Here is a 1630-nt window from a genome sequence, read left to right as displayed (position 1 = left end):
GCGGATCAAGAGGCGTGTGGCCTCCAACTCGACGTCGTTGTCCGCGATCATGAATTGGATCGCCTGGTGCTGCGACAGGCTCGCACCGAACGCCTTGCGCTCGACTGCGTATTCGCACGCCATCTGCTGCGCCCGGCTCGACAGCCCGAGCGAGCGGCTCGCCGACAGCAGGCGGTCCTGGTTAATCGACTGCATCATCCCGAGGAAGCCTTCATCGGGCGCGCCGAGCACGTCGGCATCGGGCACGAAGCACTCCTCGAGCGAGAAGCCGTTGAGGTGGTAGCCGCGCCACCCCATCTTTTTGTATCGGGTCATGCCGACCACGCCCGGATTGCCGCTGCGCACGATGAACGTTCCGAGCTTCGACTTCAATGGCGCGTCCGGATTCGTCACCGCCAGGACGATGATGTAGTCCGCGGTTTCGGCGTGGGAGATGAAGTGCTTGCTGCCCGTCAGTACCCAGCCGCCATCAACCTTCACTGCACGGGTCCGCAGTCCCCCGAGGTCAGAGCCGGCATTGGGCTCCGTCAACGCATAGGTGATGGTCTTCTTGCCGGAAAGAACGTCCGGCAGAAACGATTCACGCTGCGCGCTGCTGACCTGACTCAGCTGCAGAGGCAAATGCCCAAAAACCTCGCTGAGCGGAACGGACGTGTAGGTCAACTCCTCCAAGATGGCGACCTTTGCCGCGGCCGGTAATCCAGGCCCACCGACGCTGTCCGGCAAGTTGAACCCATATAAGCCCAATGCCGCGACCTCGCTTCGGAGCTGCGCGAGCAGATCGAGGCTAACATCATCATCGTTTTCGATCTGCTGCTCAAGCGGGACGAGACGCTGTCTCACGAATCGTCTAGCTGTCTCACGAATCAAGGAGAGTTCGGTGTCAGAGGTTTGTTCCATGGCTTTCTCGAAAACGATTTCGAAGAAGTTTAGGAGGTTTTTTCGAGGAATGCAAGAAGCTCGAATCAGGGGCGCCGCAATCCCGACTGCGCACGGCTGCGGGACCTGCGATTGCCCCCTTGGACCGCCGAGGGAGCTGCCGCCTGGGCAGGCCCGCGTCCTCGGAAAGTCAGGCGGCGTTGTGCAATGCGTAGTGGCTAACCACCATCGGGGCGGCAAGCCACGCCGACGACCCTGCCAGCCAGTTCGAAACATGCGCCGAGTTCAAGTGCTGTTCGAATGCCGTTTAGTTTTATTCCTGCTCGAACCGGCTGGCGGCTATGAAACCTGCGCTCGCGTGCACGTCGAGAACAACGACTGTCCCGCATGTGAAGCACACAAGCAAATTCCGCCCCGACGCGGATCGCTATAGCCGAGCGGCGGCGCAAGGCTTAACAAGAGGAATCTCGCCCCATTGGTTCTTTGGTTAAGCCATCAGGGACGGTGAACGACCGCTCCCAGCGCGAACTTCTTTTTCCGTGTTCGCCGACGCGCTTTGCGCGGAAGCCCCATCCCCGACGCGGAACTAGCATCCGCTTCCGATCAGTGGCGTGCTTGTCTCAGACAACGATGCGCCGTCTCTGACTTTAATGCGCTGTCTCGGACATTAATGGCAAAGAACAACGATCCTGCGTTCGCGCTCGAAGTCATCAACGCAATCCTCGAAGACGGCGACCCGGCCGAGTTGCTG

Annotated in this window: 1 protein-coding gene; it reads right to left on the bottom strand. The window is 60.3% G+C overall.

Translation table 11 applies throughout. The annotated features are described in order from the left end of the window. Positions 1 to 900, bottom strand: a 900-nt coding sequence (locus tag AC1DOC_RS32845) for an acyl-CoA dehydrogenase family protein (RefSeq protein WP_478131464.1), incomplete at its 3' end; no start/stop codon positions are given. Between the last annotated feature and the right edge of the window lie 730 nt (positions 901 to 1630).

The organism is Variovorax sp. 01T439_2 (genome assembly GCF_056398445.1).
Note: the sequence above shows the minus strand (reverse complement) of the source record. Positions and strands in the feature narration are given on the sequence as shown.